25 protein-coding genes are annotated in these 26,479 nt (G+C 68.6%); 7 read left to right on the plus strand and 18 right to left on the minus strand.

The window, feature by feature from the left end; genetic code table 11:
* Positions 1 to 143 precede the first annotated feature (143 nt).
* Both ACLQ2R_RS33410 and ACLQ2R_RS33415 read left to right on the plus strand, forming a co-directional pair.
* Positions 144 to 1,661 (plus strand): hypothetical protein, encoded by a 1,518-nt coding sequence (locus ACLQ2R_RS33410; RefSeq protein ID WP_425965408.1) that lies wholly within the window; start codon positions 144 to 146, stop codon positions 1,659 to 1,661.
* Complete coding sequence (locus ACLQ2R_RS33415; protein ID WP_425965409.1) at positions 1,658 to 2,401, plus strand: hypothetical protein; 744 nt, start codon at positions 1,658 to 1,660, stop codon at positions 2,399 to 2,401. The genes ACLQ2R_RS33410 and ACLQ2R_RS33415 overlap by 4 nt, the downstream gene beginning before the upstream one ends.
* Positions 2,402 to 2,483: 82 nt before the next feature.
* On the opposite strand, the gene ACLQ2R_RS33420 is transcribed toward ACLQ2R_RS33415, so the two are convergent.
* From ACLQ2R_RS33420 to ACLQ2R_RS33450, 7 genes are all read right to left on the minus strand, one after another.
* On the minus strand, positions 2,484 to 3,398 hold the full coding sequence (locus ACLQ2R_RS33420; RefSeq protein WP_425965410.1) for a hypothetical protein: 915 nt from the start codon (positions 3,396 to 3,398) through the stop codon (positions 2,484 to 2,486).
* A gap of 121 nt (positions 3,399 to 3,519) precedes the next feature.
* Positions 3,520 to 4,311 carry a hypothetical protein gene (locus tag ACLQ2R_RS33425; protein ID WP_425965411.1) on the minus strand — a complete coding sequence of 264 codons (792 nt, stop codon included), beginning with the start codon at positions 4,309 to 4,311 and terminating at the stop codon, positions 3,520 to 3,522.
* A 33-nt stretch (positions 4,312 to 4,344) separates the two neighbouring features.
* Positions 4,345 to 5,835 (minus strand): hypothetical protein, encoded by a 1,491-nt coding sequence (locus ACLQ2R_RS33430; RefSeq protein ID WP_425965412.1) that lies wholly within the window; start codon positions 5,833 to 5,835, stop codon positions 4,345 to 4,347.
* 47 nt (positions 5,836 to 5,882) lie between these two features.
* Complete coding sequence (locus ACLQ2R_RS33435; RefSeq protein ID WP_425965413.1) at positions 5,883 to 6,665, minus strand: AAA family ATPase; 783 nt, start codon at positions 6,663 to 6,665, stop codon at positions 5,883 to 5,885.
* Complete coding sequence (locus ACLQ2R_RS33440; protein WP_425965414.1) at positions 6,662 to 8,248, minus strand: Mu transposase C-terminal domain-containing protein; 1,587 nt, start codon at positions 8,246 to 8,248, stop codon at positions 6,662 to 6,664. The genes ACLQ2R_RS33435 and ACLQ2R_RS33440 overlap by 4 nt, the downstream gene beginning before the upstream one ends.
* Positions 8,249 to 8,967: 719 nt before the next feature.
* On the minus strand, positions 8,968 to 9,312 hold the full coding sequence (locus ACLQ2R_RS33445; RefSeq protein ID WP_425965415.1) for a hypothetical protein: 345 nt from the start codon (positions 9,310 to 9,312) through the stop codon (positions 8,968 to 8,970).
* A 138-nt stretch (positions 9,313 to 9,450) separates the two neighbouring features.
* Positions 9,451 to 10,128, minus strand: coding sequence for a CBS domain-containing protein (locus ACLQ2R_RS33450; protein WP_425965416.1), 678 nt, complete (start codon positions 10,126 to 10,128; stop codon positions 9,451 to 9,453).
* Between the two features lie 463 nt (positions 10,129 to 10,591).
* On the opposite strand from ACLQ2R_RS33450, the gene ACLQ2R_RS33455 reads away from it, so the two are divergent.
* Positions 10,592 to 11,635 carry a zinc-binding alcohol dehydrogenase family protein gene (locus tag ACLQ2R_RS33455; protein WP_425965417.1) on the plus strand — a complete coding sequence of 348 codons (1,044 nt, stop codon included), beginning with the start codon at positions 10,592 to 10,594 and terminating at the stop codon, positions 11,633 to 11,635.
* Between the two features lie 8 nt (positions 11,636 to 11,643).
* Here ACLQ2R_RS33455 and ACLQ2R_RS33460 read toward each other — a convergent pair whose 3' ends face one another.
* Positions 11,644 to 11,874 carry a hypothetical protein gene (locus tag ACLQ2R_RS33460; RefSeq protein ID WP_425965418.1) on the minus strand — a complete coding sequence of 77 codons (231 nt, stop codon included), beginning with the start codon at positions 11,872 to 11,874 and terminating at the stop codon, positions 11,644 to 11,646.
* Positions 11,846 to 11,968, minus strand: a complete 123-nt coding sequence (locus tag ACLQ2R_RS33465) for a hypothetical protein (protein WP_425965419.1) — start codon at positions 11,966 to 11,968, stop codon at positions 11,846 to 11,848. Before ACLQ2R_RS33465 ends, ACLQ2R_RS33460 begins: the two co-directional genes overlap by 29 nt.
* A 322-nt stretch (positions 11,969 to 12,290) precedes the next feature.
* Here ACLQ2R_RS33465 and ACLQ2R_RS33470 point away from each other — a divergent pair, with 322 nt between their 5' ends.
* Entirely contained in the window at positions 12,291 to 13,790 is a 1,500-nt protein-coding gene (locus tag ACLQ2R_RS33470) for a DUF4389 domain-containing protein (RefSeq protein ID WP_425965420.1), read from the plus strand.
* Between the two features lie 279 nt (positions 13,791 to 14,069).
* Here ACLQ2R_RS33470 and ACLQ2R_RS33475 read toward each other — a convergent pair whose 3' ends face one another.
* The 3 genes from ACLQ2R_RS33475 to ACLQ2R_RS33485 all read right to left on the minus strand — a co-directional run bounded on the left by ACLQ2R_RS33475 (position 14,070) and on the right by ACLQ2R_RS33485 (position 17,623).
* Positions 14,070 to 14,930, minus strand: a complete 861-nt coding sequence (locus ACLQ2R_RS33475; protein ID WP_425965421.1) for a universal stress protein — start codon at positions 14,928 to 14,930, stop codon at positions 14,070 to 14,072.
* 338 nt (positions 14,931 to 15,268) lie between these two features.
* A complete protein-coding gene (gene cydB / locus ACLQ2R_RS33480; protein ID WP_344887250.1) occupies positions 15,269 to 16,237 on the minus strand; it encodes a cytochrome d ubiquinol oxidase subunit II in 969 nt (322 codons plus the stop codon).
* 12 nt (positions 16,238 to 16,249) lie between these two features.
* The gene (locus tag ACLQ2R_RS33485; RefSeq protein ID WP_425965422.1) at positions 16,250 to 17,623 is read right to left on the minus strand and encodes a cytochrome ubiquinol oxidase subunit I; all 1,374 of its coding nucleotides are present in this window, start codon (positions 17,621 to 17,623) and stop codon (positions 16,250 to 16,252) included.
* A gap of 485 nt (positions 17,624 to 18,108) precedes the next feature.
* On the opposite strand from ACLQ2R_RS33485, the gene ACLQ2R_RS33490 reads away from it, so the two are divergent.
* Both ACLQ2R_RS33490 and ACLQ2R_RS33495 read left to right on the plus strand, forming a co-directional pair.
* Positions 18,109 to 18,249, plus strand: coding sequence for a hypothetical protein (locus tag ACLQ2R_RS33490; protein WP_425965423.1), 141 nt, complete (start codon positions 18,109 to 18,111; stop codon positions 18,247 to 18,249).
* Between the two features lie 376 nt (positions 18,250 to 18,625).
* Positions 18,626 to 19,096, plus strand: coding sequence for a hypothetical protein (locus ACLQ2R_RS33495; protein WP_425965424.1), 471 nt, complete (start codon positions 18,626 to 18,628; stop codon positions 19,094 to 19,096).
* Between the two features lie 78 nt (positions 19,097 to 19,174).
* Here ACLQ2R_RS33495 and gap read toward each other — a convergent pair whose 3' ends face one another.
* The 5 genes from gap to ACLQ2R_RS33520 are packed head-to-tail and all read right to left on the minus strand — an operon-like array spanning position 19,175 to position 24,967.
* Positions 19,175 to 20,167, minus strand: a complete 993-nt coding sequence (gene gap, locus ACLQ2R_RS33500; protein WP_425965425.1) for a type I glyceraldehyde-3-phosphate dehydrogenase — start codon at positions 20,165 to 20,167, stop codon at positions 19,175 to 19,177.
* 30 nt (positions 20,168 to 20,197) lie between these two features.
* Positions 20,198 to 21,694, minus strand: coding sequence for a wax ester/triacylglycerol synthase domain-containing protein (locus tag ACLQ2R_RS33505; RefSeq protein ID WP_425965426.1), 1,497 nt, complete (start codon positions 21,692 to 21,694; stop codon positions 20,198 to 20,200).
* 59 nt (positions 21,695 to 21,753) lie between these two features.
* Positions 21,754 to 22,350: a nitroreductase/quinone reductase family protein gene (locus ACLQ2R_RS33510; RefSeq protein WP_425965427.1), complete on the minus strand. Its 597-nt coding sequence runs from the start codon at positions 22,348 to 22,350 to the stop codon at positions 21,754 to 21,756.
* Positions 22,347 to 23,969 carry an ABC transporter permease gene (locus ACLQ2R_RS33515; protein ID WP_425965428.1) on the minus strand — a complete coding sequence of 541 codons (1,623 nt, stop codon included), beginning with the start codon at positions 23,967 to 23,969 and terminating at the stop codon, positions 22,347 to 22,349. Before ACLQ2R_RS33515 ends, ACLQ2R_RS33510 begins: the two co-directional genes overlap by 4 nt.
* Complete coding sequence (locus tag ACLQ2R_RS33520) at positions 23,966 to 24,967, minus strand: ABC transporter ATP-binding protein (protein ID WP_425965429.1); 1,002 nt, start codon at positions 24,965 to 24,967, stop codon at positions 23,966 to 23,968. Before ACLQ2R_RS33520 ends, ACLQ2R_RS33515 begins: the two co-directional genes overlap by 4 nt.
* Before the next feature lie 231 nt (positions 24,968 to 25,198).
* On the opposite strand from ACLQ2R_RS33520, the gene ACLQ2R_RS33525 reads away from it, so the two are divergent.
* Positions 25,199 to 25,480 (plus strand): DUF4342 domain-containing protein, encoded by a 282-nt coding sequence (locus ACLQ2R_RS33525; protein ID WP_425965430.1) that lies wholly within the window; start codon positions 25,199 to 25,201, stop codon positions 25,478 to 25,480.
* A 63-nt stretch (positions 25,481 to 25,543) separates the two neighbouring features.
* Here ACLQ2R_RS33525 and arcC read toward each other — a convergent pair whose 3' ends face one another.
* Positions 25,544 to 26,479, minus strand: a complete 936-nt coding sequence (gene arcC / locus ACLQ2R_RS33530; RefSeq protein ID WP_425965431.1) for a carbamate kinase — start codon at positions 26,477 to 26,479, stop codon at positions 25,544 to 25,546.

Below are 26,479 nucleotides of genomic sequence, written 5' to 3' on the forward strand. Positions count from 1 at the left end.
GAGGTGGTCTGTGCCTGTCACCGAGCGGCTGCCGGCGCACACCAGCCTAACCATCACGGCCGCGGGCGACCGGACTCCTACGAGCGTCGCCTCCCAGCCTGCGAGCAGTCGACGAGCCTGCCCAGACAGCAGCCGGTCACATCATGGGCATGAAGGAAGGCGCCTCGATGCCGAACACCTCCCCCCTACCGTCGGCCGACGAGCCCTCAGCGACCTCGACCGCGACCGTCTGCGCAGTGCGCGCTCCGGCCGTGACCATCGTGCTCGACCCTCACGACGACCGCGCCATCACCGACGCGGCCCTGGCCGCGCATGCCCCCGAGCACGGCTGTATCACGGTGCATCCGACCACCGCCGTCACCGACGACCAGATCTTGGCCCATGACGTGCTGATCGCCCTGGGCAAACGGGCTACCCAGCTGAACGTGCAGCACCTGTCCAATGCAGCCTCCGCCTGGGCGGCCGCGGCGACCTGGACGCGCATTGGAGGCATCACCACGGTGATCGTGCTGCGAGCTCATCGGATGACCCCCCGGCGCTGGCAGCGTCTGCTTCACCTGCGCGCCCTGACCGGCGTGCACCTGATGTTGATCCATCACCACGGCGATATCGCACCAGCGCTGCAGCAGCAGTTAGCGGGAATCGAGCACCACATCAGCTGCGACCCCGACCTCCTGCCAGAAAGACCCATCGGCAAGGCGCCCATCGACGCAGACGAGCCGACGGCGCCACTGCCTGAGGTCGTGGCGGCACCGCTACCGTGGTACCGGGCCAATGCCTACCGGTGCTTGAGCGCCACCGCGTTCGCTCGCCTCGACGCCGAATACCATCGAGGACTGCACAATGCCTGCCGCTGGCTGAGCGCCCACGACGAGCGCGCCTCCCGCAAGGCCGCCCTTGCCCTCAACGACATCGGCATCAGTTTCGAGGCCTCGAAAGCCTCCTCCCTCGTCGATCATCTCGTGGGACGAACCCCCACGATAGAGACCACCTCCTCACCCGCCGACGTTCCCGACCGCTCCGTGCGGCCGTGGAGTGACAGCGCCGGCCTGCAGGTGTTCTTATCCGGCCTGGTCAACGACGCGCCCACCCCCGGCCACAGCATCGCGCGCATCCGAGGAGCCCAGGCGGCATTCTTGCTGCACGGGCTGCTGCTGAGCCCCCCAGAGGACCTGTCGACGGCACACGGACCAGGTTTCGGCCGATCCTCCTTCACCCGCTCGGCCGCTCATCGGATCCGCAGCCAGATCGCCCATCCCCTCATCGCCACCGCGCTCGCCATCGCACTGTTCACCGGTGAGCCCGGCCACGAAGTGGCCCAGATGGCTCTGCAGACGGTCGACGATGATGCCCGGCGGCTGCGCAGGGGAAACTACCGCTACGCCATCCCCGACCACGGTCGCGACCTGCTGCAGGCCGGTGCACTGTTTCGCCGGATGAGCTCTGCCCGCATCGGCAAGAGCTTCGCCACCCTCATCGGTCGTGACGGGGCCCTGCTGGAGCCGGCCGCTCGCGCCTGCGACGTCGAACTGCGCCTCGATTCGCCGCTTGAGCGTCCCTGGCACTACCTCACCGGCTGTTGGCACATCGGCCCCGCGCTGCACCAACGACGCCCCGACCCCGGCCGGCAACCGGCCTCCCCTCACCAGGAGTGGCCATGACCGGCGCCCGCATCCACTGTGCCCTCGACTTCGCCCTGATCGAGTCCCGGGCTGGCGACCTCGGCTGGGACAGCACCACCTTCGTCGCCGAGATCGGCATCCACCCCCGCGATCTACAGCGGGTGCTCGCCCCCGAGCGGGTGACGCTCACCTGGCTGTCCGACATCGCCACCGCCTTGGGAGTGCACCCCGCCGACTTGATCACCTCCCCCTGCGACAGCACGAAAGTAGGGCTCGGCACCGACAGCGACATCATCGAAACTCTGCTCGTCCCCCGCTCGCGCCCCGCCCCAGTGAGCGCCGAAACCCTCTCCATCATCACCGGCTGGCCTTTGCAGCGCGTCCACGCCGCCCTGGACGCACTCCAGCAGCACCTGCAGCACACCCCGTTCGTGTTGATCCGCGACTCACGCGGATACGTGATCGCCAGCCGCTCCCCCAGCCCTCAAGCCGGCGACAACCTGCCCGGCATCCGCCGGCGCGCCAACCCGCTCACCTTCGACAGCGCTGGCCCGATCGTGGCCGCTGTGCACGCTCATGCCCCGCCGACCACCTGCGGCCAGCCTCAACCATCCCCAGGTCACGCCATCGGCCATCCACCGCAGCCCGATTCGCCGACAGGCGACGATGACGGCCCTGATGGATATCTCACCCCTACAGGGCTTCACCCCGACATTCTGTTCGCACTCTTACTGACCGACATACCCGCACCGGTCCTACCGGCCGTCACCGGCCAGTGACCAGCGCCCGCGACGCCCCCCTTTGGACGACTGAACGGCCCGATCGCATCGACGGCATGGCGCTGGCGACTCCTTGCCCTCTTCACCGATCGATGATCGACAAGGTGCCTGAGGTGACCACTGCCGCCTCGCTGGCGCCGTGACCACCTGCCTGGCCACTTCGGCCGTTTCGGCTGGACATGGCGGCACCACCAGGGCTTAGCCGGGGACGATGCGGCAGACCGCAGTGGTCGGCAAGAGCGCGCAAGATGGCGAGCACGCGCGTGCCGGTCAGGGGAAGGTCGGCCAAACCACCCTCTTCCGCAGGAGTGGTAGCCAGCAGCGGCCCGCGCAGCTGCCCCCAGCGCTGTCGCAGCCTGGCGCCGCGCCGTTCCAGATAACCGCGCACCAGCCGATCGGCGTGCTCGGCCAAGACCACCGCCTCACCGTCGCCGGGCTTCACCAGCCGCAGTCCACCTGGGATGGACCTCAGCGCGCTCAGCTCAACAGCCAACAACGCCGGCGGCGCGATCTCGGTGTAAAACCACACCGCCAGCAAGGCCGCATCGCGCCAGGCCCTCTCAGCGACTACCTCGTCGGCCATCTCGGTGCCGCACTCGGATGCACACGCGTCGGCGTAGTCGACCAACACCGCGCTGGCCATCATGGTGTGAGCGCGCACCCGGGGACGCAGCGGCTCAGCCGACGGCAACTGCACCCCCTCGGTGGGGTCACGCCTGCAGATCCGCTGGTGCAGCAGATGTACATACCACGAGTGCACGCTCGCCACGCGCTTGCCCACCGGTACCGCTGCAGCACTGCGCTCGAGACCCTTGATCCACCAGATGATGTCCCAAGGGGTCGCCCTCAACGGGTTCACACGCCCGTTCTGGCAGTGACTGAGCCAGCTGCGTACATCCTCCAGATGGCTGACGCGGGTGTTGCCCTGTTTGCCGGCTAACCAATCAGCTGTTGCCCTCATGGCCAGATCAAGCGTCCCTTCGGCGTCGGAGTCCACGAGCGGCAGGGGGGCGCCGGTAGCGACGCTGCGCCCATGACCAGGTCCGCTCATCGGTGCCGCCATGGCGGGCGCGAGGATCGAGCCGGCAAGTCAGCGCACAAGGCTCGAAGGCAGCCGATCATGACGGGGCCGAGTGGTGATCGGCACAGGTGTCCATAACCTCATCGGGCATGGACGGCTCACCCGGGCTGAAGGCGAACATGACATCGGGATGCAGCACGAACGGCAAGCTTTCCCTCCGGGAGGTGTGAGCAACACCACGATCATCGTTTTTGGATGTGGCGCGGCCGTAGGGCGCCGCGATGCCGCGCTGAATCAACTCGGTGATCGTGCAGGCGGGAAGTTCGACAGCACCATGCGTGTGAGGAGGTAATGGACGCAATGCGGTGACCAACAGGCACGCCTCCTGTGCAAGCACAGGAAGCGACCAGTCACGACGGGCTCTCAGCGCGTCCGTCACCGCCTTCGACAATGCATACTTCTCCTCGCGCAGCGATAACACAGCTCCGCTGCGCTGCACCTGTCTTCCGGTCTCGGTTAAAAGCTCTTCCAGTACTCTAAAGGCAGTTTCTAATCTCTCCATGCTCCAGTCGAAGACGGAGATGATCTCTTCATTGGAGAGAGGGCCGAAATGCGTCAGCGCAACATGAAGCGATCTGCCGTCCTTACGCTCCCGCAAAAGAGGCTTCGCGGCAACAGTGTCGATTCCCGGCAGTAGTTCTTCTGCCGTTAGACCTAGTAAGTGCTGCAGCTTCAGCACCGTTTCGCCGGAGAGTTTACCTAACTCGATTGACTCATCAGGCTGCTTTCGGGCAAGTAAGGAAACAAGCTCAGTATAGTTCGCGCCGCCTGCCGCATTCATCTCAGCGGCTCGGCTCCAAATGAGAGTGCTGTTAATTTGCTGGGACACCAGAAATCCTCCCGAGCGCGTGATGATAAAAATTCAGGTACACGCCGGGGACCTGCGAACCGCATGATCGCGAGGATGAAACGGTAACGCCACCCAAAAACAGCGCATTTGCAGACGCCAATCATCGCGATGGCCGTCCAACATGAATTCTCGGAGGTTGAGGCCACATCGTTGCGCAGTGTCGGCCAGTGTCTGTCCCCCCACGCCGATACCCGTAGCCAGGAAACGTTCATCGTCGTCGCAGTTCTGCAAGACGGCGAACGCGCGCGCCGCCGCCAACAGATCCCTTGCCCACAATGGAATTGGGTAGCCTATCTTAAATGGCGTGTATGCGCGCAGAATGGAGGCATCTGGTGCTAGTCTGCACATGGAGATCAGGCTCAGCCACCAAGCCGAAAGGCCAGTTGCCAAGAACGCCGCTAAAGCACCCGCCCGCACCGGATCAATAATGTGACTCCGGATCTGCTCAGCAACCGCTGGCGTGAGCGGTGGATCAACAAAACCTGGCCCGCCAAGCTTTTCCGGGTTAGCAGGAATAACAAGATGAATTCCGTGCAATAGGAAGCCTGCCTGTGCACCATGCAAAAGCGCGACGGTATGCGCATGAGAGGGCGCAGCGACGACGAGTTCGGTGACGAAACGCGCGATCGCTTCCCTGTCCTCCCAAGGCCGCGGCAAAGACGCCGACGCCGAAGGCAAGCCACCAACCTGTACCGCTAGGTCATCAAGAGCGAACTTGAGTCTCTCAGCGACTTGACCATCCGGCACGTCGCGATCGCCGCTCTCCTTGCCATCGCCATGGAGGTCGACACCGGCGCTGGTTTGGATCTCCTTACAGTAGTCCGGATGAGCCGATAAAAAAGCACACGCGGCATCCATAGCTGAGGTGTAGAGCAAGTCCACGCGCGCGAAGTCCTCACGGCTCAGCGCCCGGAAGGCATTGGCGCGAAAATGCAACACGTTGCTCTGTGGTACCTCGGGCAATGCCTGGCACATCACCAAGCGAGCCTGCTCTTGCCGCTGTTTACTCATTAAGGGTGAACATTGTTGCTCAGGCACATCAGCAAACGCGGCAACGGGTGGCTGCTGCTCGTCAGCCGCAACCGGTGCGGCGCCTGCCTGCAAGATTCTTATGGTCGCCGTCGGCAGCAGACCTTCCCATCTCGCGGGCGGACGGGCATGCCAGACCAAAGTCAACGACGTGTTGGCATCCGCGGCCAATTGCACCAGCCGGGCCAAAGCCGGGCGAGGCAACCGATGAGCCCGCAAGATCACCAGCTGTCGGATGTCCATCCCGATGACCCACGCCGTGGTAATCATCCACATCGCGGTGGCCGTGAGAGGCTCCTTCACCACCGCTGTCGGCAGTTTACCCAGTGCGACCAAAATATCTTGGGCCAGTGCCGCCATCGCAGAGACGCCGACCGTGGGATGCACCGCGAGCACACCGTTGGCCACATCGTGCGCCCCCAGTGCGGCGCGGGTGATGTGGTAATCATCATCGGCATCCACCACGACCGTCACCCATGGGGCACCAGGAGCGTAGGAGGACGCAGCTCCAGCGGTGGCTGTCACGACAACTCCTTGTTTTCGCGGAGCCTGTCGAACACCCACACCAGCACATCCTTGTCGACCGTTGTGCGCCCCAGCTTCTTGAGCGCGCGAACCGCCAGCACGGTGATCTTTGCCCAGGCACGGAAATTACCGTGCCCGGCCTGGCGATTGGCCAGCAAGATGTCCTCCAGGTCGGCCTCGGCCCAGATCGAGTGGTAGACCGGCATCACCGTCATCACCTCAGCGGCCGTCAACGGCTCGAACTTCTGCCACAGCAGAACGCGAGAAGCCAGCATGCGTTCACGCTGCAACACCTTGTAGCAGTGCGCACCTCCCACGAAAATGATCGTGATATCGGTACCCGGGTCGTCCCACAGATGACGCCACAACTCAAAACAATCGGTGGACAACCACTGCGCCTCGTCACACACCAATACCCGGAACTTCTCCGCCAGCTTCTCTTTGAGAAGCTTGTCGAACTCCAGCGGATAAACCGGTGCAGGTCCCGGTATCTCGAGGGCGTCGAACAACACATTGCGGATATCGCGCGGGTAGGGGTGCGAGCGAAACTGGATGCGCAGGGTATCGTCAGGGGCGAGTTCGCGCAGTGAGGCGTTCACCGACATTGTCTTACCCAATCCGGAATCACCGTGCACGCACATCATCGCGCGCTCTTCGATCGCGATCTCCACATTGTCCTGGATACGCTGGAGCGCTTCGGTGACCACTACGCTGGCGCCCTTCAGGCGCAAGTAGTGATCATGAGCCTCATCCAGCGGAGATAAAAAGCCTGCATTCAAGACTTCTCCTCCTGATTTTTAGAAGGTCCCTGCGGGGGTTTCTTAGGGAGAGTCCAGCCAGGGGCAGGAGGCCGCAACGGAATGATCTCCGAGGCGGCCCGGGCAGGCAGCTTCTGATAATCGATACCCGCCAGCTCGGCTCGGGCCTCTTCAGAGGTCATTGCACCCAGCAATCGAGGGGGTTCGGCTTTGGTAACCGCCCCATACTGGATCCTGCGCTTTTTCGCCGCGGCCTTCAGCGCCCTGGTGACCCGTTTGCTCGCGCTACGGCGCGCGGCCTGAACCGCCACGACCGCCTGCTTCGGCGCCTGGTCCCCCAAGACGGCCGGACCCAGATGGCGGCCCGTGACCGCGTCGAACACCTCAACCTCATGATCATGATGAGGCATGTACCGCAAGCGCACCTTCCGTCCCGTCCCGCCAAAGCCCGTCATCCAGGCCCCCACATACTTACGCCCGCGCCACGACACCCCATTGCTCGTGAGAGTCCGCTCACGTCCGTCGTCTTCCAGCATGAACAACCGCAGATCCTCAGCCGGGATGTTATCGATCGGCCACGCATCATCCAGCCAGGCTTGATGCGGAGTCCGGCCCGACAAAGCCGGCTTGGGAATATCGAAATTCCACTCCCGCACCCACCCCAGCAGCAACTCAACGAAATCCTCGAACAACAGCACATGCTCGTCCGGATCGATGGGCTTGCCCCCCGGGAAAGTGGGCCGGCCAACATAGTGCGGCAGCGTGTTGAAGAACATCTTCTCCGCAGCCCCGTTCAACTCCTCGACGGTGCCCTTGAGCCACGGGCAATAGCCCGGCAGGTCCCCGACAACAACGGCGAAACGACTCAACGCCGTCATCACCGTCTTACACAAGAAGTCCTTACCGCGATCGACACGCACCAGTGTCGGCACCCCGCCGAACGGCCCATACTGCTCATCGTGCAAGATCGCGCTGCGAAGCGCAGCCAGGATGCTGGCCCGGTTGGGATACCCAGGCGTCACCGCCAGCCCGCACACGGCGTCGGTGGCACAGTCCACGAACCAGGTCACCCACGGCTTGATCAGCTGTCCATCGACATCGACCCTCACCGGAACCTGGACATGGTCGCCTTCCCAGACAGTGTTGCGGTGGTGCTGGTCGGTATCGGTAGGCCGGCGCAGGTAGACATCGAAACGGCGGCGCGCCATCTCCCCCTTGCGGATACCGCTCCACTCACCCGGAGTCAACGCGCGATTGACCGCCCGATACAACGTGCGCAGGCTGGGTGCGGCAGGGCCCCCGGCGCGTTCCTGCTTGACCAACTCCCGGTGCAGATGCGCGCAGTTGCCTCCCAGCAGCGCGAGCTGGGCCAGCAGATCATCGGTCAGCGTGAACGCGCTGCGCGGCTTGCGCTCGGTCTTGCCTTCCGCGCGCGCCCGCTCGAGCCACCGCCACACGGTACGTTCCGAGGCGTTCAAGCACGACGCCACAAGCCGCACATGCTCAGTGGCCAGTTCACCACGCGCCTCCAAGGTCATCAACCGCCGGGTAGCCGGCCCCCGAAGCTCGTGCAGGGATTCAGGATCCTGCTCCGACTCTGGCATCACACGATGATCTTCGTCAGGGGGAAAAGGGGGCATCTTCGCTGGCCTCCGATCCGGCGAGCCGTATCAGGACAGAAAACAGCCCACCTCAGCACTGGTAGGTCGCCAATGGCGAGCGGCCACCACAGGGGCCACCTGGACCATTGAGAAAAACCGTCAGCCGTGTGAGCCACGTCACTGCCGAGTCGTATGTTAGTACTAAAAATCACTTGGTGCTACGGAGTAACCACAATAAGTCTCCGAAAATCCCAGTGGTTTCAACGTCTCCATCCAGCATCGCCGCCCCGAGGCATCACGAGGCTTCCAGCGCGCTCGCACCACTGCCACGCCGCCTAGCTTCCGCCTCCCTCTCGCCACTACGCCAGCCTCCCGCCCCGGCGAACCCGCATAGGTAAACCGCCCATACTGCACTGGGCATCAGAGACAGCCATCACTGACATGTCATGGCACAAGCCACTGACACCGTGTGGCAAAACTGCACTTCAGAGCACGGATTTCAGTTGTCAGAACGTGGCATCTTGCCAATCGGCGACAGTCCTCTCAAAGAGAAAAAGAGAGCCACTACAGAAAGCGGCAGTAGGGTCGGGGCAACTCAAAGCTCTCGGTGGAGGAAGGAGTCCGTTCTGGGCGATTACTGGAGTTTGTGCAGACGGAACTTCCTGAAGCGCCTCGGCCGGATCAACGCTCTGACCTGCGGACTGACACCTCATGGCAAATCACTACTGACAGTTTCGTGGCAGTTCGCAACCGACCTGATAGCCGTTGGTGGCCGCGCCGAGCGCGCTGAGGCCGTCCGTGATCAGATGCACCAGGAAGTCGAGACGGCTCGTGCCGAGGCCAGCCGGGTCCGCGAGGAACTCGCCGCCCAAGCTCAGGCTCTGCAACAGATCCGTGATCAACGCGACGAGGCCCGTACCGCCGCCGCAGTGGCCACCGCCCAGCTGGAAACCCTGCAGCAGGCGTTGGAGCAGGCCAGCCACCGCGCCACGACCGCCGAACAACGCGAGGCTACCGCCCAGCAGACAATCAGCCAGCTCCTCGCCGGCCAGGCCAGCGAAGCCCATCCACCACAGCAGAGCCAGACAGCGACCGCACCTTAGGGGGTAGGCCACATCCCCCAACACGACTACCGCAACGGCGCGATCACGTATGTGAGCGCGCCGGTAGGTACGCCTTCTGATGCGATCAAGATCTTCTAGTTGTTAGTACAAAGGCGGGGTGACGATGCCGGCGCTGTCGTCGTGAGCGAAGGTGAACTCGGGCACGACCTTGATGACGCCCTCCACCCGGCCGATCGCCTCCACCAGACGGGTGATCTGGGACGTGCGCTCGACGACGCCGCCGACCGTCACCACCCCGTCCCGAACGCCGATCGACACCGTCGATGGATCGAGTCCGGCCGCACCGCGCACGACCGCCTCGATCTCGGCACGCATCTCCTCCGCCGGACGGGTGAAGACCCGCAGCAGATCCCGCTGGTGCACCGTGCCGATGATTCGGCCGGTGACCGGATCGATCACCGGCAGTTGCTTGATCCGCCGCTCGTGCATCAGCCGAGCCGCCTCGCGGACCGGCGTTCCCGGAGTCACCGTGATCGCCGGGCTGGTCATCAGCTCGGCGGCGTTGACGCCTGCCGCCTTTCGCTGCTCCTGCCAGCGTTTTTCGCCCTTGAGGATTCCGGCGCCGTGCCGTGCCTCGACGACTTCTTTGAGCAGCAAATCGTCTTGCGACACCACACCCACCGGACGCCGGTCCGCATCGAGCACCGCGACCGCACTGACGGCGAAACGCTTCATCGTCGCGAGAATCCCCGCGAAAGAGGTATCCGGCTGCACCGCGATCGCCACCCGGCCCATCACGTCCTTGATTTCGATCGGCATGGTGTTCTCCTCTCACTTCACGCGGCCCGCGGTGGCCACCACCTGACGTCGGCCGCCGGGGTGGTACCTGGATGCGGGCCGCCTTGGCGACGCTCGCCTCTGTCTCATCGTCCGTCGCGAGCCTTGCCGCGGGACAGGGCGGAACGTCCCGTGACCGGGGGACCTCTTGCCCCTCGAATCCGGCTGTGGTGTAACGATCACACGATAGGAATCACCGGACGGGAAGAGCGCGAAAGTGGCGGTTGTGGTCGATCCCGCCTGGCGCCAGGCCGGGTCGATCACCGTCTTGGTCGAGATCCTCAAAAGCCGCCCTGGGCCGTGGCATCTCCTTTTAACGGGCGGCAATGGGATGGAGCAGGCGTCGTGGAGGTATCCATGATCTTCGATCGCCCCAGGTCGTGATCAGGTATGCCGTCCCAGGTCAGTGAAGGGGGGAGGCGGTAGCGCGTGTGACGATGGGAGGGTGACGCAGACGATGACCGCCTGGGTGGTCCGCCGTCCCGGCCCCGTGACCACCCACCCGCTGGAGCGGGTACGGCTGCCCGTGCCCGAGCCCGCCTCGGGCGAGGTGCTCGTCCGGGTCGAGGTGTGCGCGGTCTGCCGCACCGACCTGCACCTGGCCGAGGGGGACCTGGCTCCCCGGCGGTCCGGCACGGTGCCCGGGCACGAGGTGGTCGGGCGTGTCGCGGCCCTCGGTCAGGGGGCCGATCAGCTCTCTGTCGGCACCCGGATCGGCGTGGCCTGGCTCCGCTCGACCTGCGGTGAGTGCCGCTACTGCGTCCGGGGCTCGGAGAACCTCTGCCCGTACTCGCGCTACACCGGCTGGGACGCCGACGGCGGCTACGCCGAGTACCTGACCGTGCCGCAGGACTTCGCCTACCCTCTGCCCGAGGACCAGCCGGCCGAGAAGCTGGCCCCGCTGCTGTGCGCGGGCATCATCGGCTACCGGGCGTTGCTCCGCGCCGAGTTGCCACCGGGCGGGCGGCTGGGCGTCTACGGGTTCGGCGCCTCGGCCCACCTCACCGCCCAGGTCGCCCTCGCCCAGGGCGCCACGGTGCACGTGCTGACCCGTTCGGCGGCCGCCCGCGCGCTCGCCCTGGAGCTGGGGGCCGCCTCGGCGGGCGGCGCCTACGACGCTCCTCCCGAGCCGCTGGACGCCGCCGTCCTGTTCGCCCCGGCCGGTGACCTGGTCCCGGTGGCGCTGGCCGCCCTGGACCGCGGCGGCACCCTGGCCGTCGCCGGAATCCATCTCAGCGACATCCCGCCGCTGAACTACTCCGACCACCTGTTCCAGGAGCGCACGCTGCGCAGTGTCGCCGCCAACACCCGCGCCGACGGCCGTGCCCTGCTGGAGCACGCCGCCCGCCGTCCGCTGCGCGTCACCACCACCGCCTACGACATCGAGCGGGCCGACCAGGCGCTGGCGGACCTGGCCGCCGACCGTGTCACCGGCGCAGCCGTCCTGCGTATCGGCGATCGGTCACCTGCCGCGGATCTCGGTGCCTGATAGGTGGGTCAGCCGGTGGAGGGGACACGTCCCAGCGTGAGGTAGGCGATCGGGCCGACCGGCTGGACCAACAGCAGCGGCCACCACAACGCCTTGGACCCTCTGACCTGCTCGGCGGGCCTGCACCACAGGTCGGTGGCCGCCGTGGCGGTGAGCGACAGCTCTACGGAGGCCAGCGTCAGGATCGCCGCCTGCTGCCGGGCGGAGAGGTCACTCCAGCGCTTGTGTGAACGTCTCATGAGTGGGCTCCTCGGTGGTGAGCGGCACGGGTTCGACGCGGAACGAGGCGGCCGGTGCCTGCGGCTTCCCGGTGACGGCGGTGCGACCGGCCACGACCGCCTCCTTCCCCTTCATCACACACCCGCGGGAGAGTTGCGGCACCGGCCGGACGTCACCTGCCGCGAGGACCATCGTCCTGGACCACCGCGCCGGCCGTCCTCCGCTCGCCATCGCGCAGAAAAACCGCACAGGCCGTGAAACGCCTCATCGTCGTGCGGTCTCCACCGTCATGGGACCGCCGGCCGTGCGGAACACCCGGGATTCGAGGCCATCGGCGCGCGGTTCGGGACTTTCAGCAGGTGGCGTGAGCGCGGCCGGGTGGTGGGCTGGTGGGGTAAGCCGTTCTCATCGGTGTCTCCCGGAAGGAGCCCGGACCATGAGCGCCTATCCCGTACGCGTGCGCGGCCACCTGGACGAGCCGCTGAGCCGGGGCCTGTGGCTGGTCAAGTGGCTGCTGGCCCTCCCGCACTACCTCGTCCTGGGGTTGTTGTGGATCGCCTTCGCCGTCCTGACGGTGATCGCCTTCTTCGCGATCCTGTTCACCGGCCGCTACCCCCGGCCGATCTTCGAGTTCAACGCAGGCGTGCTTCGCTGGACGTGGCGGGTCGCCTTCTACGGCTACGCGGCGCTGGGCACCGACCGCTACCCGCCCTTCACCCTCGGCCCGGCCCCGGACTACCCGGCCACGCTGGAGATCGACTACCCGGTACGGCTCTCGCGCGGCCTGGTGCTGGTGAAGTGGTGGCTGCTGGCCATCCCCCACTACCTCGTCGTCGCGCTCTTCACCAGCGCCGCCGTGGTCCTGTGGCGAGACGACCTGCCGGGCTCCGGCGGCCCCGTGCACAGCCTCGGCTTCGGCGGACTCACCGGCCTGCTGGTCGTCGTCTCCGCCGTCGTTCTGCTGTTGCGCGGCCGCTACCCGCGTTCGATCTTCGACTTCGTGCTGGGCATGAACCGGTGGACGCTGCGGGTGGCCGCCTACGCCACCCTGATGACCGACGTCTACCCACCCTTCCGTCTCGACACGGGCGAGGACGAACCCGCAGGAGGACCTCAGCCTCCGCCCGGAGGGGCCCGCCTTCCCCCTGCGGGGAACCCCCTGCCCGCAGGAACAGGAGCGGCCCCCGCCGCCCCGCCCAGGGAGCGGTCCCACGTGTGGTCGGCCGGGGCGGCCACCGCGGCCGTGCTGGGCTCCCTGCTCGCGTTCTGCGCGCTGGGCGCCGCCATCGCCGGGACCGGTGCCCTCGTGCTCGGTTCCGCGCGCGGGCCCGACGGCTTCGTCGACACCGGCATCGAGCGGGTGAACACGTCCACGTACGCGCTCACCGTCGAGGACGTCGAGATCGAGGGGCAGGGCGTCGGGTTCGTCAGCGACGCCGTCGGCCCGCTCCGCGTCCAGGTCGCCGGGGCGAACGGGCCCGTGTTCGTCGGGATCGCCCCGCACGGCGAGGTCGCCGCCTACCTGGACGGCGTAGCTCATGACCGGGTGACGCATCTGACCTTCTCCCCCGGTCCGGATGACGGCGCCCGTCCCGTTCGCGTTCCGGGCCGGGTGCCCGCCACCCGTCCCGGTGCGCAGCCGTTCTGGACCGCGCAGGCCGAGGGGATGGGGCGGCAGACCCTCACCTGGGACATCCGGCCGGGCGAGTGGACCCTGGTCGTCATGAACGCCGACGCCTCCGCGCGGGTGTCCGCCGACGTCCGGCTGGGCGCTCCCCTGGCCTGGACGGGAACTTTGATCGCGGGGGCGTTCGCCGCCGCGGCCGTCCTGTTCCTGGCCGGCGGTGGGCTGATCATGCTGGGCGTCCGCTTGGCCGCGGTCCCGCTCCCGCCCCTCCCCGCCCCCGCCCCACCGGTCGTCAGCGGATCCGTCTGAGGGCCACCGGCCGGCCCTTCCCAGGATCGAGCCCGCACGATCATCTCCGCTCGGCGAGGTGAAGACCTACGGTGCGGCCGGACAGGACCCGAACCGTCCACCGGCCGCACCGCTCAAGGACCCTGAGCACACCCGCGGGACCTCCTGTGAAGTCGGCCGCGACCCCGCCTTCGGCTCGGGGCCGACCACGGCCGTCCAGGATCCGGTCTCCACCACCGTCTGTCTGTTCACCGCGATGCTGCTGCTCGACCGACCTCCAGACGACGCCCACCTGCGGTCTCAGACACGGGGTGAGCGGACCACGGCCACGGTGCCGCGGGCGTGGTGCAGAACGCCCCGGCTGACCGAGCCCAGCACCAGCGATCCCAGGGCTCCCCGGCCGTGGGAACCCACGACGACCAGGTCCGCCCTCTCCGAGGCTGCGGTCAATACCTCGACCGGATGCCCCGACCGGACATCCTCGACGACCTTCACCTGCGGGTACGTCTGCCGCCATGAGGCGAGCTTGTCAGCTGCGACCTGGTGCTGTGCGCGGCGGATCTCGTCCATGTCGTAGACGATCTCCGGGGCATAGGCGTGTACCGGCGCCTGCCAGGCGTACAGGGCCCGCAAGGTGGCGCCGCGCAGCGCGGCCTGCTCGAAGGCGTAAGCCAGGGCAGGGTCGCACTGCGGGGAGTCGTCGATGCCGACGACGATCTCCCCGTGAGCGGTCCGGGGCCCGGGGTGGACGACGACCACCGGCCCGCGGGCGTGCCCGGCCACGTGCGTGCTCACCGAGCCGAGCACGGCTCCGGAGAACCCGCCCAGCCCCCTGCTGCCGACCACGACCTCGGCGGCCTCGGCGGCCTGGTCACGAAGGACCAGCGCGGGCGCGCCCTCGATCGTGCGGGTGGTGACCTCGATCCCGGGCCGGCGTTCGCGGACGAGGGCCTCGGCTTCGGCCAGGACCCGCTCCGCGTTGCGGGTCAGGGCATCGCCCCACTCCGGGGCGGAGAACCTCGGGATGTCGTACGGCGAGCGGTCCAGGGCGAAGACGATGCGCAGCGGAGCGCGCATGCGCGCCGCGTCGTCGGCGGCCCATTCCACGGCGGCGGAAGCGGCGGCCGAACCATCGGTGCCCACGATCACGGGATCGGACATGGTCGTTCTCCTTTGTGTTTCCTTGTCTTTCTCCCATCTCAGCGTTTCCCCGCGAGGACGTACCAGGGCCGGTCGGCCCATGACCGCGGGCCTATCGGCCGTAGTCTGCGCCGGGCCGGCGCGTGGGAATCGCGGGGTGGGTGTCCGAGAAGACCCGGGTGGTGCCATGGCGCCGGTGGAGGCCGGAGTTCCCGTTGCCGGTGGTATGGCGATGCCGGCTCTGGGCTGGGTTGCGGCAAGGTGATGGCCAGGAGGCGGATGGTGGCCCGTTCCGGCCCGTGAGCGGTGAGCAGGTCGGCCTCGTGCTGAGGCAGGCCGTGAGGCCGTGGCCGAGATCGTCAGGTCGCGCCGGTGAGACGGCGGCGAAACACCCAGTACGTCCACGCCTGATAGGCCAGCACCACAGGTGTGAAGAGGGCCGCGACCCAGGTCATCACCGTCAGCGTGTACGGCGAGGAGGCGGCGTTGGTCACGGTGAGGCTGTTGGCCGGATCCAGGGCGGGCAGCACGTTGGGCCACAGGCCGCCGAACAGGGCGGCCACGAGCGCGATCACGGCGATCGCGCTGGCCGTGAACGCCCACCCGTCGCGGCCGCGCAACGTCGCGGCCACGGCGCCGGTCAGACCGAGCGCGACCAGCGCCACCGCGGCCCACCAGATCGGCCTGTCACCGCCTGCGGCCAGCAGGAACGCCATCACCACCACGACTGCCGCCGGGGCCAGGCGCTTGGTCATGCGGGAGGCGCCCTGGCGCAGCTCCCCCGTGGTGCGCAAGGTCAGGAAGATCGCGCCGTGCAGGGTGAACAGCAGTAACGTGGCCAGCCCGCCGAGCAGCGCGAACGGGTTGAGAAGGGTCAGCAGGGTGCCGGTGTATTCGTGGTCGGCGTCCAAGGGGACGCCACGCAGGATGTTGGCGAAGGCGACACCCCACAGAAAGGCCGGGCCGAGGGAGCCCCAGAAGAAGGCCCGGTCCCAGCCACGCGTGCTGTCGGATTTGCCGCGGTACTCCAGCGCCACCCCGCGCGCGATCAAGGCCAGCAGAATGAGGAACAACGGCAGGTAGAAACCGCTGAACAAGGTGGCGTACCACTCGGGGAACGCGGCGAACGTGGCGCCGCCGGCCACCAGGAGCCACACCTCGTTGCCGTCCCACACCGGGCCGATCGTCGCGACGATGGTGCGCCGATCGGCCTCCCCTCCGCCGAGGAAGGGCAGCAGGATGCCGACGCCGAAGTCGAAGCCCTCGAGAACGAAGTAGCCGGTCCACAACACGGCGATCAGTACGAACCAGACAGTGGTGAGTTCCATGGCGGGGATCCCTCAGTAGCTCAGCGCGGGCACGGGGGCTTCCGAGGCGGAATCCTCGTGCGGCCCGATGCGGATGAACTTGATCAGCAGCCGCACCTCGATCACCGCCAGCACGGCGTAGACGAGGGTGAAGCCGGTCAGCGTGATCGCCGCGGAGGTGACGTCCACGCTCGGCGACACGGCCGCGGCGGTGCGCATCAAGCCGAAGACGGCCCACGGCTGGCGGCCCATCTCGGTGAAGATCCAGCCCAGGCTGTTGGCCAGGAACGGCAGCCCGATCCCGGCGATGGCCAGCCGGTAGGCCCAGCGGCCCGACGGCAGCCGGCCGCGCCGGGTCAGCCACAGACCGGCCAGTGCCAGCAGCGCCGACAACGCCCCGAAGCCGATCATCAGCCGGAACGACCAGTACGCCAGCCCCACCACCGGCCGGTAGTCGCCCGGCCCGTACAGGGCCTGGTAGCGGGCCTGGATGTCGTTGACGCCTTCGACCTGCCCATCCAGGGTGTTGGTGGACAGCAGGCTCAGCCCGTACGGGATCTGCACGTTGATGTGGTTGCGGCCGTTCTCGACGTCGCCGACGGCGAACAGTGAGAAACCGGCCGCGCTCTCGTCCTCCCACAGGGCCTCGGCGGCGGCCATCTTCATCGGCTGCTGCTCGGTCATGATCTGCGCCTGCCAGTGGCCGGACATCGACACCCCGATCGCCGCCACCGCGCTGACGGCCAGCGCCAACCGCGCCGACGTGCGAAACAGCGGCACATCGCGCTTGCGCAGCAGGAACCACGCGCTGATGCCCAGCACGAACGCCCCGGCCGTCAGAAACGCGCCGAAGATGACGTGCGGAAAGGTGACCAGGGTGGTCGAGTTGGTGAGTACCGCCCAGATATCGGTCAGCTCGGCACGGCCGTTGTTGATGCGATAGCCGACCGGATGCTGCATCCAGGAGTTGGCCGCCAGGATGAAATAGGCCGAGATGTTGGTGCCGATCGCGGCCACCCAGATGGTGGCCAGGTGCAGCCGGGACGGCAGCTTGTCCCACCCGAAGATCCACAATCCGAGGAACGTGGACTCCAGGAAGAACGCCATCAGCCCTTCCATGGCCAGCGGAGCCCCGAACACGTCCCCGACGAAGCGTGAGTAGTCACTCCAGTTCATCCCGAACTGGAACTCCTGCACGATCCCCGTCACCACGCCCATCGCAAAGTTGATCAGAAACAGGCGCCCCCAGAACCGGGTCAGCCGCAGATACTCCGGCTTCTTCGTCCGGTACCAGGCCGTCTGCAGCCCAGCCACGATGATTGACAAGCCGATCGTGAGCGGCACGAACAAGAAGTGGTAAACGGTCGTGATACCGAACTGCCAGCGCGAGAGGTCGAGCACATCCATGCCGCCAGGCTGGAGGACAGCCGCTCCGCCGCGTAGAGCCCAGCGACCTCTGCCCGGAGGGACTTTGGTCCCGCGCCTTCCACCGGTGTTCCCGGCCACCGCGTGTCCTGCCGGTTTCGACGGCTCGGATCCGGGCGTCGCGCACTAGAACGACTTTCACCTGCGGGTATGCCTGCCGCCACACGGTGAGAGGGCCTGCGGCGTGGCGCCGCGTGGCGCCAGGCCCCTGCTGCCGACCGTGATCTCGGTGGCGTCGGCGGCTTGGTCGCGCAGGACCACCGCCCCCCGTCTCCGCGTTCCTCCGTAAGGACGCACCAGGGCCGGTCGGCCCACGCCCGCGGGCCCATCGGCCGTAGTCGGCGGCCGGGTCGGCGCGGACACTGAAGGCATGGACGATCCGTCCGTGCGCGACGACGGGATAGAGCCGGATGCAGTCATCGTGTGTTCTGGCACGTCTCGAATCGTAAAGAGGAAAAGGAGCGACGATGGCTCGCCAGATCGCCATGACCTACCGGCCCCCCTCCGCAGCAGGTCTCGAGGCCCGCATCCACAATCTGGAGATTCAGGTCGCCCATCTCACGGAGCTGGTCGAGGCGCTGACACAAGAGCCCAAGACCCGCTCTTGACCGGAGGGGCTCGCCGGAGCCCGGAACGGAGGGCAAGGCGGGGACCGCCGCGGGGACGATCCGTCTGCTCGACGCGCCGGCCGACGGCACTGCCGGTGTCGACCGCCCTGAGCGTTGGCGGTCCTTCAGCCCCGCACTCCAGGCCCTCCAGCCCCGAAACGACCCGTCGCCATAGGCATGGCGTCGAAGAGAAACGCCACAGGAGGCCATGATGAACACTGTGCTGAAGTCGTCCGCCCGGATGGGGTTACTGGCGGCGGGCATCGCTGCGGCAACCTACCCGCTATTGCTCCGCAGACGGTGTCTGACCTGGGGAGCGACCCACGACGAGGCGGGAAGTGTGTTGCCCGGGGACGAGTTGTTGCCCGGGCCCTGCTTGGTCGCCACCCGTGCCGTCACCGTCGACGCGCCGCCCGGTGCCATCTGGCCGTGGCTGGTGCAGATGGGCAGCGGTCGCGGGGGCGCCTACACCTACGACTGGATCGAGAACCTCTTCGGCCTGAACATGCACAGCGCCGATGAGATCCTGCCGCAGTTCCAGGGCCTCAAGGCCGACGACGTCCTGCCTCTGGGGGCGACCGGCCCGCGGATGCGCGCGCAGGTCGTGGAGGCGCAACAGGCACTGGTGTTCCAGTCCGAGGACGGCAACTGGGTGTGGGCCTTCATCTTGCGTCCCGAAGGCGAGACGACCAGGCTCATCAGCCGCAACCGGATCGCAGCCCCTGACGCCGGCCCGCTCGGGCGGCTGGTCACCCTGCTCATCATGGAGCCGGGCAGCCTGATCATGGAGCGCAAGATGCTCCTGGGTATAAAAGAGCGGGCCGAACGCCTGGCGCGCATCGGATGAGCTCGCCGGTCGACCGCGGGTTCCACTCGGCGGCGGGTCGGTGACCCGCCGCCGACGGGTGCGTCACCCGGTTCGCGGTTACCGCTGCGCGGCCATGCGGACGGCCATCTCCACCAGCCGGCCGGCGTAGGCGCCCTCGTTGTCGTACCAGCCGAAAACCTTGACCAGCTCGCCGCCGGCCTGGGTGAGGGCGGAGTCGAAGACGCAGGAGGCGGGGTCGCCGATGATGTCGCGGGAGACCAGCGGGGCGGTGCTGTAGCGCAGGATGCCCTGCAGCTCTCCCCCGGCCGCCTCGGCGAAGGCCTGGTTGACCTCTTCGGCGGTGACCGGCCGGGTCAGCAGCGCCGACAGGTCGGTCAGTGAGCCGTCCTCCACCGGCACCCGCAGGGCGACGCCGTCCAGCCGTCCGGCCAGCTCGGGCAGGACCTCGCCCACCATGCGGGCCGCGCCGGTGGTGGTGGGGATGATGTTGACCGCGGCGGAGCGGGCCCGGCGCGGGTCCTTGTGGGGGGCGTCCAGCAGCCGTTGGTCGCCGGTGTAGGCGTGCACCGTCGTCATGAATCCCTTGACCAGGCCGAAGTTCTCGTGCAGCACCTTGACCATCGGCGCGACGCAGTTGGTGGTGCAGGAGGCCAGGGAGACGATCTCGTGGCGGGCCGGATCGTAGGCGGCGTCGTTGACGCCGGGCACGATGGTGGCGTCGACGTTCTTGCCCGGCGCGGAGATGAGCACCCGGCGGGCGCCGCCCTTGAGGTGGACGGCCGCCTGGTCACGGGTGCGGAACCTGCCGGTGGCCTCGATGACTAGGTCGGCTCCGCGGGCGGCCCAGTCGATGTCGGCCGGGTCGCGGTGCGCGGTGACCGGGATGGCGCGGCCGTCGACGTCGATCGAGGTCGCCGAGGAGGTGACCGGAAGGCCGAGGGGGCCGTAGGTGGAGTCGAACGCCAGCAGGTGCGCCAGGGCGGGGGCGTCGGCGAGGTCGTTGATCGCGACGACCTCCAGTCCCGCGGGCAGCGCGCGTCGCAGGAAGGCTCTGCCGATGCGGCCGAATCCGTTGATGCCGATCCTCATGGTGGTTCCTTCCGACGTTGGGTTCCGATCTCATCGTCCGGCGCGAGGGCTGGTTGCTGTAGGGGCCAAGGGCCCAGCGGGACGGCCTGATGACCCGGCGGCGCAGGACTTACGGCCCTGCGCAGGCGGTGGGGCCGGCGACGGGAGAGGAGATGCCTCGTCTGCGGGGAGGATGCGACGCGGGCCGAGGGCGGCGAGTTCGCTCCGCAGGGCGGCGACCAGGACGGGCAGGTCGGGTATGTGGTCGGGGTCGGCGATGAGCGCGATCGTGAGCGTCCCGGCGTAGGACAGGATGTCGAAGCTCACCGGCATGTTGCCGCTCTCGGAGACCGCGAGCGGGACGATCGCGCGGATCGCGGCGCCTGCGAAGGTCAGCGGCCCGTCGGGGCCGTGCACGTTGCTCACCAGCGTGTGGATGCGGCGCTGACGCCGCATGAACCAGCGGTAAAGCCCAAGCCGGATCGCGCCGCGCAGCGGCGAGAGCAGCAAGGCGATGACGGGAGGCCCTGATATCCGTTCCTTGCGCGCCGCCAGGACGGCGGCGACTTTCTCCAGCCGTTCCGGCGAGTCGCCCGCGGTGGGAAGGGCCACCACCAGCGGGCGGGCCTGATTGCCCAGCCGGTCGGTGGCGGCGACGCGACGGCCGGCGACCATGATCCCCACGGTGAGGGTGCCGGCGACCTCGCCCCGGTGGGCCAGCAGCGTACGCAGCGCACCGGTGATCGCGGTCAGCAGGGCATCGTTGACGGTGCCGCCGCGACGGTGGGCCGCTGCCCGCAGCTCGGCCAGATCGGTACGGACCACCTCCACCCGGCGCCGGGGCCCGGTCGGCCGCAGCAGTGAGCACCGGGCGGCGGGCATGGGATGCAGTTCGCCCCCGGCCGAGGCGACCGTCCGTACGGCACGCCACAACAGCGACGGCCGGGGCAGCGCCCGCAGCCGTTCCCGGAGGGCGTCGGCGGCGAGCGCGGGAAGCGAGGGCCTGCGCCGGGGAAAGGCGGAAGACGCCGGTGTGGCCGTCGTCCGTACCGGTGTGGCCGTCTCGTCCACCAGTTCGGCGAGTACGGCAAGCCCGCCGATGCCGTCGGCCAGCACGTGGTCCACGACCATGACCAGCCCGGTCGCGCCGTCGGCCAGGCCCGTGAGGAACACCGCCGCCCACAGCGGCCGGCCTGCCGGCAGCCGCTCGCACACCACGGCGGTGGCCGCGTCCAGCAGCGCCCGCTCGTCCCCCGGTGCCGGGCAGCGCACGCTCCGCACGTGCGATCCGATGTCGAAGGCCGGATCGTCGGCCCACACCGGACGGCCGCATCCCGGCGGCACCCGCAGCAGGCGCTGCCGCAGCCGCGGGACGGATCGGATCCGTTCGGCGAGCAGTTCCCGCGCGGCCGCCGGGTCGAATCCGGGCTCCGCCGCCAGCACCAGCAGCGCTCCTATCTGCTGGGGCACCGGCCCGGACGCGCCCATCGCCAGCATCACCAGATCCGTGGGACCGGCACGCTCGATCACCTGCCGCGGACCGCTCATCGTTTCCCCTCCCGCGTCCCCGTGCCGGGCTCTCGGCCCCCGCCTGCGCGGTGTCACCTTCATGGTCGTGCGCCGTCTCCCGCTCGCGGAGCCTTCCGTTGCCGGGTCAGGGGGCTTTCGGTCCTTTTGCGCCGGCGCTTCGCACCGGATGCCGGAGGCGGTACGGGGTCGAGGGGATCGAGTCGTACGGTGACGGCGACGGCCTCCCGCACCGGCATGAGCGGCTCGTCGCGGCCGACGGTCCGCCCGACCGCCAGCAGTGCGGCGCGTACCCGTTCGGGATCGCGGCTGACATCGGCCCGCCCGGTGCGCTCGACGCCCCGCAGGGTGAGCCGCAGCGGGGCTCCGCCCTCCAGGTTGCGCCACCACACCCGTGACCGCCTGCTGACCAGCGTCAGGTTCTGGCCGTCCTGGGCGTATTGTGCCGGGACCAGGACGGTGGCGCCGCTGCGCCGGCCGGTGACGGCCAGCAGGACGACCCATCGGGAGATCAGGCGATGCCCGGGGGTGCGCAGCAGCCGGCGCACCAGCGGATCGACCAGGTGCCTTTGCACCCGGCCGACGCCCCGGAGCGGGCGCCGGGCGGGCGGGGGCGTGGCGGGCAGAACCGCGGGTGATCTTCCTTCTGCGCCCGTCGTGCGGCCGGTCTCTGTCATGACGACGCACCACCTCTCATCTTGCGGCCGTTCACGACGGCGACGACCAGAACTCCTCCCAGCGTCCAGGCGGCCACGACCGCCAGGTCCGCCCACGGCCAGGGGCGGCCCGCCGGGTCCAGCGCGGCCAGCAGCGCGTGCGAGACGTGCTTGAGCGGCAGCACGTCCCCGGCCCGCTCCAGCACATCGGGCAGCGGCCCGCCGACGACGAACACGTCCGAAACGAAGGCCATCGGCAGGAAGGTGCCCAGGGTGATTGCGTTCGCGGCCGCAGCGCGGGACACCAGCGCCGCCACCAGCGTTCCCAGGGCGGCGAAGCACGCCACGCCGAGCAGCACCGTCGCCAGGATCGCGGGCACCGCCCCGGGCCCGATCCGGACGCCGTAGCCGGCTGCCGCGACCAGCGCCAGCACGACGGCGGTGGCCAGAGTGACCCACAGTGCGCAGGCGATCCAGCCCGCGTAGTAGGCCCAGTCCGGCAGCGGCGTGCCGGCCAGCCGCTTGAGCACGCCCCGTTCCCGGTCACCGGTGACGGCCTCGGTGAGGTTGACATAGCCCGACACCCCGACCGTGTAAGTGATCATCGCGGCCAGCATGAACAGCGGCAGCCGCACCCCTTCCACTTGTACGTCGCCGAAGACCACCGAGATGAGCACCAGCAGCAGCACCGGCAGCAGCACGGTGAAGAACGCCGTGGACAGGTCCCGGCGCAGCCGGAGCGTGGCGTGCGCGGCCTGGCCGGCAATCAGCCGCCAGGCCGCGGGGCGGCCTCCGGGACGCGGCAGGTGACCGGGCACCGTCCGCGCCGCTCCCGGAGCGGGTGCCGTCCGCGCCGCCCCCGCCTTTTCCCCCGCCTGGGGCCGTTCCCAGCGGAAGCACCACACCGCCACCGCCCCGGCACCCAGTCCCCAGGCCGCCAGGACGGCCAGATGATCACCGTACAGGCCCGCCCCGGGCAGGAAGGGGTTGAAGTCATCGCGTACGGCGTCGGCGAAATGACGCAGCGGGAAGAGCCGGCCGACGGTCTCCAGCCAGGCGGGCATCCGGGCACCGACCAGGATGATGTCGGAGATGAACGCCAGCGCCAGCAGCAGGCCGGTGCCGATCAGCTGCACCGCCGCCGCGTTGCGCACCAGCGCGACGACGGCGAAGCCGAGCGCGGTGAAGCACAGCGCGCCCAGCAGCAGGGTGAGCAGCAGCGCCGGCATCGTGCGCCACACCGGCTGCACGTCGTAGAAGACCCATCCCGCCCCGAGCATCACGACGACCGTCGCCAGCGCGATCACCAGAGAGGCGCCAGCCAGCCCGGTCATCAGCGCCCAGGCCGGCACCGGGGTGCCGCGCACGCGCTTGAGCCAGCCACGGTCGCGCAGGTCGGCCAGGTGGATGGCCAGGGCGCCGAAGCAGCCCTGGGCGATGCCGAACACGGTCATGACCGGGACGACGAACTGCATCACGTGCACACCGGAACCGGGAGCGACGGTCTCGTTGCCCACCGCCGCGCCGACGATCACCGTCATCAGCAGCGGCATCGCGACAGTGAAGAACGCCGCGACCGGTGTGCGCAGGAAGGAGAGCGCCTCGTGCCGGGCCAGGCGGGCGACCAGTGTGACGTTCATGACCGCCTCCCGTGCGCGGGCTCGTCCTCGGCGGCCGGGTCCCTTCCCGTCGCGGGCCCGAGGGCCGCCTCGGGCGTGGGGCGTGGGTCGCCGGAGCGTTCACCGGCCTCTTCGACGAGGTCGAGATAGACCTCCTCCAGGCCCGGCCGCGACAGCGTCAGCGAGGTCAGCTCCGATCCTCGCTCCAGGGCCCACCCGGTCAGGGCGTACATGTCGCGGGCGGGCTCGGTGGTCCGTAGGGCCACGACCGCGCCGCGTGGCTCGATCGCCCCCGTGAGCACGGGCAGGTCGGCCAGAGTCGCATCCTCAGGCAGGTGGAAGGACAGTGTGCTGCCCCGGGTGCTCCCGCCGAGGGTGTCCGGCGCGCCGACGGCCACCAGCCGTCCCGCGCGCAGCACGGCGACCCGGTCGGCCAAGTGCTGGGCCTCGTCCATGTAGTGGGTGGTCAGCAGGATCGTGGTGCCTAAGGCGCGCAGACCCTCGATCAGCTCCCAGGCGCGATGCCGGGCCGAGGGGTCGAACCCGGTGGTCGGCTCGTCCAGGAACAGCAGATCGGGCCGGCCCACCAGCCCCAACGCCAGGTCCAGGCGGCGTCTCTGCCCGCCTGACAAGGTCCGGACCCGGGCGTCCTTCTTGTCCGCCAGCCCGACCTGCTCGATCACCTCGTCCGGGCGGCGCGGGTGCGGGTAGAAGCCCGCGTACAGCCGGACCAGCTCGGCGACGGTGAACTCCTCCTCGAATCCCGCCTCCTGCAACACGATCCCGATGCGTTCACGGTAGGCCCGCCCGCCGGTGGCCGGGTCGAACCCGAGCACCGAGACCGTGCCGCCGTCGCGGTCGCGGTGGCCCTCCAGGATCTCCACCGCGGTGGTCTTGCCAGCGCCGTTCGGTCCCAGCAGGGCGAACACCTCGCCTTCGGCGACGGTGAAACTCACCGCGTCGAGCGCGCGTACCGGTCCGTAGTTCTTGCACAACCCATCGACGATCACCGCGGTCATGTCGGCTCCTCACCTCGGGACTTTGATGATCCGCCGCTGTGCCGGGGCCGGGCAGAGTCATAGGACGTCTGGCCGCAGGGTCTTTGGGCCTCACCGGCGAGCATCCGGCGGACCTGTCCGGCGACGGTGGGGACCGACGGCGGCCACCGGCGGGTCCTTGGCCTCCGGTGCTCGAGGGGGCGGCCGGACATGCTGGAGGTCCAAGGCGTCGCAGAGGATGGAGGCCGGGAGATGACCGTCACCAGGCAAGAGGTACGGGTCCGTGGAGCGGAACTCGCCGAGAGGATCGGGGAGTTCATCCACGAAGGCAACGTCCGCCGGATCATCGTGAAGAACGCCCACGGGCATACGGTGCTGGAGGTTCCGGTCACCGTCGGGGTGGTGGCGTTCATCGCCGCTCCGGCCGTGACCGCGGTGGGCGCGCTGGCCGCTCTCGCCGCGGAGTGGTCCGTGGAGGTCGAACGCGACGGCCAAGGCGGTGAGGTCCTCCCGCGGGCGCTCGAACACGAATGACCGTGCCGGCCCGGTCCGGGTGTCACGGACCGGGCCGGATGGAATGCCCCGCAGCCCGGGATGTCACAGTGTGCTGGCCAGGGGCCAAGTGGCGTTGGGGGTGACGATGGTGCCCGCCGTGCCCTGCAGGATGTCCGAGGCTTGGTCGAGTCGGCCGATGGCGGCCATGTCGCCGGTGCTCTCCACGAACCGGCAGGCCGCCTCGACCTTGGGTCCCATCGATCCGGCGGGGAAGTCCAGCTCACGCAGCTCGTGCGGAGTGGTGTGGCCGATCTCCTGCTGCTGCGGGGTGCCGAAGTTCCTCATCACCCGCGGCACGTCGGTCAGGATCAGGAAGGCGTCGCACTCCAGCGTCTCGGCGAGGATCGATCCGGTCAGGTCCTTGTCGACGACCGCCTCGATGCCCCGCAGCCGGCCCTTGTCGTCACGGATGACGGGGACGCCACCGCCGCCCGCGCAGACGACCACGATGCCGTCGCGGACCAGGTTTCGGATCAGCCGGGTCTCCACCACCCGCTGCGGGGCGGGTGAGGGCACGACCCGGCGCCAGTACGGTCCATCAGGTTTGACCGTCCAGCCGTTCTCCTCGGCCAGCCTCTCGCCCTCGGCCCGGTCGTAGACTTGGCCGACGAACTTGGTCGGGTCGGCGAGGGCCGGATCCACCGCGGAGACGAGCGTCTGGTTGATCATGCAGATGACCTGGCGTCCGGGTAGGGCGTTCTGCAGCGCCTGGAGCATCCAGTAACCGATCATGCCCTGGGTCTGCGCGCCGAGCGTGTCGAGCGGATAGGGCCGGGTGAGGTTGGGGTCGTCGGCGCTCTCCAGCGCCAGGACCCCGACCTGGGGGCCGTTGCCGTGGGTGATGACGAGCTCGTGCTCGCGGGCCAGCTCGGCCAGCGACGTCGCGGCGACGCGGACGTTGTCCTGCTGGAGGTCGGCGTCGGGCTTCTGTCCCCGCCGCAGCAGCGCGTTGCCTCCGAGGGCGACCAGTACGCGCAT

Origin of the sequence: Streptosporangium sp. DT93, assembly GCF_049844535.1 — a bacterium.
Lineage (GTDB): Bacteria > Actinomycetota > Actinomycetes > Streptosporangiales > Streptosporangiaceae > Streptosporangium.

Coding starts and splice junctions, on each gene's coding strand:
- ACLQ2R_RS33410 (WP_425965408.1), top strand. CDS start 144: ATGGGCATGAAGGAAGGCGCCTCGATGCCGAACACCTCCCCCCTACCG.
- ACLQ2R_RS33415 (WP_425965409.1), top strand. CDS start 1,658: ATGACCGGCGCCCGCATCCACTGTGCCCTCGACTTCGCCCTGATCGAG.
- ACLQ2R_RS33440 (WP_425965414.1), bottom strand. CDS start 8,248: ATGCCAGAGTCGGAGCAGGATCCTGAATCCCTGCACGAGCTTCGGGGG.
- ACLQ2R_RS33445 (WP_425965415.1), bottom strand. CDS start 9,312: ATGGGCTTCGCTGGCCTGGCCGGCGAGGAGCTGGCTGATTGTCTGCTG.
- ACLQ2R_RS33450 (WP_425965416.1), bottom strand. CDS start 10,128: ATGCCGATCGAAATCAAGGACGTGATGGGCCGGGTGGCGATCGCGGTG.
- ACLQ2R_RS33460 (WP_425965418.1), bottom strand. CDS start 11,874: ATGAGACGTTCACACAAGCGCTGGAGTGACCTCTCCGCCCGGCAGCAG.
- ACLQ2R_RS33470 (WP_425965420.1), top strand. CDS start 12,291: ATGAGCGCCTATCCCGTACGCGTGCGCGGCCACCTGGACGAGCCGCTG.
- ACLQ2R_RS33475 (WP_425965421.1), bottom strand. CDS start 14,930: ATGTCCGATCCCGTGATCGTGGGCACCGATGGTTCGGCCGCCGCTTCC.
- cydB (WP_344887250.1), bottom strand. CDS start 16,237: ATGGAACTCACCACTGTCTGGTTCGTACTGATCGCCGTGTTGTGGACC.
- ACLQ2R_RS33485 (WP_425965422.1), bottom strand. CDS start 17,623: ATGGATGTGCTCGACCTCTCGCGCTGGCAGTTCGGTATCACGACCGTT.
- ACLQ2R_RS33490 (WP_425965423.1), top strand. CDS start 18,109: ATGGCTCGCCAGATCGCCATGACCTACCGGCCCCCCTCCGCAGCAGGT.
- gap (WP_425965425.1), bottom strand. CDS start 20,167: ATGAGGATCGGCATCAACGGATTCGGCCGCATCGGCAGAGCCTTCCTG.
- ACLQ2R_RS33505 (WP_425965426.1), bottom strand. CDS start 21,694: ATGAGCGGTCCGCGGCAGGTGATCGAGCGTGCCGGTCCCACGGATCTG.
- ACLQ2R_RS33510 (WP_425965427.1), bottom strand. CDS start 22,350: ATGACAGAGACCGGCCGCACGACGGGCGCAGAAGGAAGATCACCCGCG.
- ACLQ2R_RS33515 (WP_425965428.1), bottom strand. CDS start 23,969: ATGAACGTCACACTGGTCGCCCGCCTGGCCCGGCACGAGGCGCTCTCC.
- ACLQ2R_RS33520 (WP_425965429.1), bottom strand. CDS start 24,967: ATGACCGCGGTGATCGTCGATGGGTTGTGCAAGAACTACGGACCGGTA.
- ACLQ2R_RS33525 (WP_425965430.1), top strand. CDS start 25,199: ATGACCGTCACCAGGCAAGAGGTACGGGTCCGTGGAGCGGAACTCGCC.
- arcC (WP_425965431.1), bottom strand. CDS start 26,479: ATGCGCGTACTGGTCGCCCTCGGAGGCAACGCGCTGCTGCGGCGGGGA.